Genomic DNA, 6,399 nt, shown 5'->3' with positions numbered 1-6,399 from the left:
CGCGCTGGCCGGGGGCGACGATCTGGCCGCTGCGGGTGCCCTGGGCGGCGCCGTCGAGGTAGAGGGTCTGGGTGTCGCCTGCTCCGGTGAGCAGGGCGTGGTGCCACTGGCCGTCGTTGACCGGGTTGGCGGAGGCGATCGGGTTGACCCAGCCGTTCCACAGCTGGCCGTGGAGCTTGCCGGAGGTGCCGACGTACAGGGCGGGTGTGTAGGGGCTGGTCGTGGAAGCGGCGGGCGTCCAGGACGGCCGAGCGCAGGTGGGAGCCGGGGGTGTAGGTGTAGGTGGTGCAGGGGCGGGCGGTGTTGGTGCCGGCGGGCGGGGTGCAGACCTGGGACAGCCGGTCGGGGTTCGCGCTTTCGTAGCTGTAGGTCCAGCTGAGCGCGGTGCTCTGGTCGCCGGCGGTGGCGGGGTCGGTGGCCACCTGCGCGATGTGCTTGCCGTCGCTGGTCCAGGTGAAGTGCAGGGCGCGGCCGGAGGCCTGGTCGGTGGCGGTGTCGAGCTTGCCGCCGGTGTAGTGCAGTTGCTGGGTGTGCTGCTGGCGGTCGGTGATCTGCGAGAGCAGGTAGCCGGCGCCGGAGGGCTGGGCGAAGGTGTAGACGGTGCCGGTCTTGTCGGCGAGGGTGAAGCCGCCGCCGGCCTGCGCGGCGAGGGTCTCGAACTCGCCGGCGGGCGAGGTGTAGACGGGCATGCCGGTGGTGGTGCGGGTGGTGCTCGACCACGGCGTGGTGCCGCCGGAGTGGTACAGGTACTGCATGCCGGTGGTCTTGTCGACGGCGAGCAGGTCGGTTCCCGCGTCGCCGGCCTGGCCGTTGACGGGGGCGAGGTCGCGCAGGTTCTGCCAGCCGGTGCCGAGTGGGAGGGCGGTGCCGAAGGTGGAGCCGCCGAGGGTGGCGTTGCCGGTGCCGGGGTAGAGCAGCAGGTTGCCGGAGCTGTCGATGCCGGCGACGTCGCCGCGGCCGTCGTGGTTGAAGTCGCCGCCGGTCAGCTCGCGCAGGCCCGCCGTGGACATCGCCCCGGTGAGGCGGACCGGGGAACCGATCGTGTTGCCCGAGGAGATCGGGTAGGCGTAGAGCAGGCCGGTGGAGGCTTCGAACGCGACGAGGTCCTTCTTGCCGTCGGCGGCCAGCGGCGGGGTGAGGGTGAGGCCGGTCAGGGCGTTCCAGCCGCCGGCGGCCAGGGTGATGGGCGTGTCGGGGCTGTTGCCGGTCCGGCCGGGGTACAGCTTGAGGGCGCCGCTCTTGTCGACCGCCAGGATGTCGCCGACTCCGTCTCCGGTGACGTCGCCGCCGGTGACCTGCGACAGGCTGGTCCAGCCGTCGCCGAGCAGGCGGCGCTTGGCCTGGGAGAAGTCCGGTCCGGGGTAGAGCCAGAGCTTGCCGGTGTCGGAGTCGACGGCCATCGCGTCGTCGATGCCGTCGCCGGTCTGGTCGCCGGCTCCGGCGAGTTGGGTGAGCTGGAAGTCGTTGCGGCCGAAGCGTTCGGTGCGGCCGTTGCCGGTGGTCAGGACCACGCCGCCGTCGCCGTCGCCGTCCGCGACGATGCCCAGGTCGTAGGAGGAGGACCAGCCCGCGCCGAACAGCGAACCGGTGCGCGGGTCCAGCGAGTTGTAGGTGCGGGCCACCGCCAGGTCCGGGCCGATCGCGGTGACGGCGGCGTCGGTGGCGCTGGTGGTGTAGTTGCCGGCCTGCGGGTCGAAGCTGCGGGTGGTGCCGTTGCCGACCGCGCCGCCGATGCGGGAGGTGATCAGCGGCTGCTGCACCGAGGTGGTGAAGCGGATGGGCTGGGAGTCGAGGCTCTCACCTTGGTGGTCGCCGGCCTTCACCGTCCACAGGTAGGACGAGTTCCAGGCCAGCAGCCCGCTGGGCACCTTCCACGAGGTGGACGGCTGCCAGCCGGACTCGGCGAGCAGCTGCGGGTCGCCGAGCGCGGGGTCGGTGTAGAGCTTGAAGTCGTAGTCGACGCCGGTGCCGGGGCTGTTGTCGGGGTCGTGGCCGGTGGCGTACAGCTGCGGCGACAGGCTGCCGACGGAGGTGCCGCTGAGCGGTTCGACCTTGTCGACCTGCGGGGGGACGTTGTAGCTGGTGATCCACCGGCAGGTCGAGGGCGGCACGCCGTAGGAGTCCTTCAGTGAGGAGGTGCCGCCGACGTAGCCGTCCCAGCACAGGATGTAGGACTGGTTGGCGGGCAGCGGGGGGATGGCGCCGGTGACGGTGACCGATTCGCCGGTGCGCACCAGGCCGGGGACGCCGACCAGGGGGGTGTTGACGTTCTGCTCGTTGCCGTTGCCGTCGAAGACGCGGGCCCTGAGCTGCATGCTGGTGGAGTTCCACCAGTTCGCGGCGAGGTTGGTCAGGGTGACCTGCTGCGATCCGGCGGTGGTGGCGGTCGGCGGGACGTAGTTCGCGTCGACGTTGTAGGAGGCCGCCCAGTCGGAGTACACGATGGACAGGTAGGGCGGGTAGCCGGTGTTGACGCTGGCGAACTTCTTCCAGCTGTTGGTGTCGGTGTTGCTGGTGGTGACGGCCAGGCCGTAGTTCGCGCCGCCGTGCGCCCAGCTCTCCACCAGTTGCACGCCCGCGTCGCCGTGGCTGCCGCCCAGGCTCACCCAGTCCCAGGCCGCGCCGCCGCAGGTGTCGCCGTGCGACCAGGAGCGCGAGCCGAGCTGCTGGCCGATCGACAGGCCCGGGTAGGTGTTGATGGTGTTCGGGTCCCAGGGGGTGGTGATCTGGCTGACGTTCACCGGGTGCGCCGAGCACTCGTAGGAGTGCGTGTTGTTGAGGTTGAGGGTGACGGCCTCGAGGTAGTTCCAGCCGATGTTGGCGACGGCCGGGAAGTACAGGTAGGTGTTGAACCGGTTCGCGCCGCCGTCGTAGGTGCCCGCGCGCAGCACGGAGTCGGCGGAGTTGTTGGCCTTGGCGGTGTTCTGGACGAACGTCGACTTACCGGCGTTGATGCCGCTGGTGGTGGTCGGGTCGACCTTGACGGGGTAGACGCGCTCGGGAGCCTTGAGCCAGGCGGTGTCGAGGGTCATCCGCAGGGTCTGGGTGGTGCCCTCGGTGAGCAGCGAGTACGTGACGCCGCCGGTGCGGGCGCCGTCGCCGGAGGCCGGGTCGATCCGGGAGTCCTCCATGAAGCCGGTGGGGATGGTGAGGCGGACGTCGCCCTTCTCGTCGCGGAACTCGACCTGGCCGCCGTCGCCGACGGCGGCGCTCATGCCGGTGAGGGCGAGCGGGAAGTCCCAGACGGCGGGGGCGGTGGCGTCGTGCAGGAGCAGGGACTCCTTGATGCCCTGGGCCATGCCGTTGTAGACGACGTCCGCGCCGGGGCGGGCGCCGGGGTAGGTGAGCTGTTCGCCGGTGGCCTTGCCGGTGGTGGCGGCGGCGTCCTTGAGGCGGTAGGAGACCCGGTGGGCGGCGTCCAGCTGCCAGCGCAGCAGCGCGCCGTCGGCGGCGCCGGCGGCGAAGGTCACGTCCTGGTCGTTGGCGGCCTCCTTCCAGCGGCCGTCGCGGTCCTTGGCGAGGGTGGTGTCGATGTCGGCCCAGGTGCCGTCGGCGGCCTTGTAGTGCACCGGGCGGGAGTAGACCCGGACGGTCCTGGTGCCGTCGGGGTTGGTGAAGACGGAGGTGCTCTCGGTGCGCTTTCCGGTGTCCTCCACCGCGTCGGTGGCGGCGGGTCCGGGGATCGTCGAGCCGGGCTTGCCGCCCTCGTCCCGGGCGTCCTTGCCGCCGCGGCCGGCGGTGGCGGAGCGGTCCTCGGGCTTGAGGCGCTCGGGCCGCGCGGCCTCCTTGCCGACGGGGACGGGCTTCTGTCCGAGCGAGGCCTGCGGGGCGACCGCCTCGCGGCCGTCGTCGTCCGGGGCCAGCTCGCCCATCCCCGGGGTGTGCTTGCCCGGGTCGCCCACTGCGGTGTTCCGGGAGGTCTTGGACGAGCCCTCCTTGTCCGCCGATCCGCCCAACTGCTCGGGTGTGCGCAGGTCCTGACGGTTCTGCCGGGTCGGGGCGTGGTCGGCGGCGAACGCGAGCGCGCTCTCGGTGCCCAGCGTCAGCACCATGACCAGGCCGAGCAGCAGCGAGATCCTCCGTACGGCCGCCCTCACCGCCCGTCGGTCGCCAAGAGCCCGGTGCCGGGGCGGACCGGCAAAGACAGACCGCAGCAGAACAGCACGAAGCCACGGAAGACGCACGGAAATCCCCCACCAGACAAGCCACTCGTCCATCGCCCGGACGGCGACAGCGACCTACTTGATAGCGGACGAACCCCTGGGGCACACCAACGCCGATCCACCGATTTGTCCACGTATCACCGGAGACACCCGGAAAAATTCACTCTCTTTTTTGCCAATTCTTTGCTTGGCATAAAACCGCGCCTATTCGCTATTAGTGCTTCAAATGCCCTCGAACTACAAATTAAGAGACCCATCCGCACCAAAGCGCCAAAACAGGCATCGAATCTTCGAATTTCCGGCGTTCGCCCCCAGCCGAAGCGGCCCTGCCGCTGCTTGAAGCCCGCCACCAGGAGGCGAGGAGCCGAAGGCGGGTCCAGCATGGAAATAACCGACAAAAGCGCACTCCACCGTCCGCATCTCCGACGGCACCGACCTCCTCGGCCGAGGCATCCGCATCACCCGGGCACCCCGATACCGCTCGACGGCCGACAGCAAGCCACTTCCCCCATCCCAGAGGAATACCGGATAATCGGCCGCGCGCCTGAAACCCGCACCAGGACGCCGCAATACCCGCACCTGGCCAGAGAAACCCGTAAACGGCTGAGCCCTTCCGGAGGAACCTCACTCCTGCGCCACCGCCCCGGACGCCTCCTACCCCGACCCAAGCCCGCCGCCCCACACTCCACCCCCTGCAACGCCACGACCACAGGAACCCTTGACCCGTGAAACTCTCCTTCCGTCCGCGGCCCTCCCGCACCCTCACCCTGGCCGCGGCAGCAGCCGCACTGCTGGTTATCGCCGCGGCACTCTGGCCGTGGCCGCACGATGACGGGGGTGCTCCGGCGAAGACCACGGCGAACGACTACTCGCTCCGACCCTCGGCCTGTCTGGCCGCCGACGACTCGACCACCTCCGCCCCACTCGTCCAGCACACGTGGACCGCGCTCCAGCAGGCGGGCCAGGACAACCAGGTCAACGTCCAACAGCTCGTGATCCCCGCCAAGGACTCCACCGACGCCGCGCCCTACCTGTCCGGCCTGATCGCCCAGCGCTGCACCATGGTCGTCACCGTCGGGGCACCCTTCAACACCGCTCTGCCCGCCATCGCCGAAAACGCACCGCACGTCCGCTTCGTCGCCATCGACCCACCGACCGGAACCGATCTCAAGGGCGCCACCTCCCTCACCCCCGACCAGCTCGACCAGCTCGACCAGAGCCTCCATAGCCTCCTCCCCCAGCACTGACCAGACGCACCCCGGGAGGCTGGCCCGCCTGCGAAGGACGATCTCCATCGGCCAGGACACCGGGCCACCGACAGGAGAAGCGGCAAGGAGCCGCCCGCGCCCGGGAAGAGCGCGATGTGCCGGCGAAGCCGGAGCCAGCGTATGAGCCAACATCCCCTGCACCTCCATCACCGACACCCGACAGCGCGGCAAGGGCCGCAGGCCGCCACGGAGCCTGTCCCGGGAGATCGTGCTCGACCGCGACGGCCCGCTGAAGGGCGAACTCCTCTACGCGCTCGACCCGGCCCACTTCACCCCGGAGCGCCCCGGCACCGGACCGATGGCCCTGGCCCCGGCCGAGCGGGTCGCGCCAGCCGCGATCGGCGCCGCCACCGCCTCCGCGCCCGGCATCGTCCTGGGCGACCTCGCCGCCGACCTCCCCGGATCTGCCGGCTCATCGACCACGCCCTGGCCATCGGCCAAGAGCTGGACTGCGGGGCGTAGGGGTCGTGCCCGGGCCGGACGGGCCGAACGGCACAGATCCGCTCCACGATGTGCCGTCCGGGCCGCCCGCGGATCACCCCCGCGCGGGAGGGAGCGAGCGGGGTGCGGTGGGGGCGGCGAGGCCCTGGTCGAAGGCCAGGCGCAGCAGGGTGAGGGCGTCGGCGGGGTTGGCGGACAGCAGTGGTTCGCCGTCGGTGGCGTCGACGACCTGGCGGCCGCCGAGGAGGGTGACCCAGTCGTTGGTGCCCTGGTAGGGCTCGGTCCAGCCGAGCAGTTGGCCGCCGCGTTCGAGGGCTTGGACGGGGGTGCGGTGGGGCTGAGCCTTCCCCCGGGAGCGGGGCCGGGTGAACTCCGGTGGCTCGGTTCTCGTACGGGCCCGCTCCCCACACCGGCCCGCTCTTGGGCAAGCCTGCGGGGCCGGCAGGGGACCTCCCGAGGAACCACGGCGCCCCGGCACGTCCAACACGGACGCAGCACGGCGTTCACCGCCCGGGCCGCCTCCAACT

3 protein-coding genes and 1 pseudogene are annotated in these 6,399 nt (G+C 71.1%); 1 reads left to right on the top strand and 3 read right to left on the bottom strand.

The window, feature by feature from the left end; all coding sequences use genetic code 11:
• On the bottom strand, window positions 1-199 hold a 199-nt coding region (locus tag OO57_RS47415), incomplete at its 3' end, for a LamG-like jellyroll fold domain-containing protein (RefSeq protein WP_418909909.1).
• A 1,333-nt stretch (window positions 200-1,532) separates the two neighbouring features.
• Window positions 1,533-3,032 (bottom strand): annotated as a pseudogene (locus tag OO57_RS47410) (DNRLRE domain-containing protein); the annotation flags it as partial.
• A 1,856-nt stretch (window positions 3,033-4,888) separates the two neighbouring features.
• On the opposite strand from OO57_RS47410, the gene OO57_RS24030 reads away from it, so the two are divergent.
• Window positions 4,889-5,410 (top strand): hypothetical protein, encoded by a 522-nt coding sequence (locus OO57_RS24030; protein ID WP_033254694.1) that lies wholly within the window; start codon window positions 4,889-4,891, stop codon window positions 5,408-5,410.
• 556 nt (window positions 5,411-5,966) lie between these two features.
• Here OO57_RS24030 and OO57_RS42840 read toward each other — a convergent pair.
• Window positions 5,967-6,359, bottom strand: coding sequence for a hypothetical protein (locus OO57_RS42840; protein WP_158715205.1), 393 nt, complete (start codon window positions 6,357-6,359; stop codon window positions 5,967-5,969).
• Between the last annotated feature and the right edge of the window lie 40 nt (window positions 6,360-6,399).

The sequence above is a fragment of the Kitasatospora phosalacinea genome (genome assembly GCF_000717185.1).
Classification (GTDB): Bacteria; Actinomycetota; Actinomycetes; order Streptomycetales; family Streptomycetaceae; genus Kitasatospora; species Kitasatospora phosalacinea_A.
This window is presented reverse-complemented; position numbering and strand designations above follow the sequence as displayed.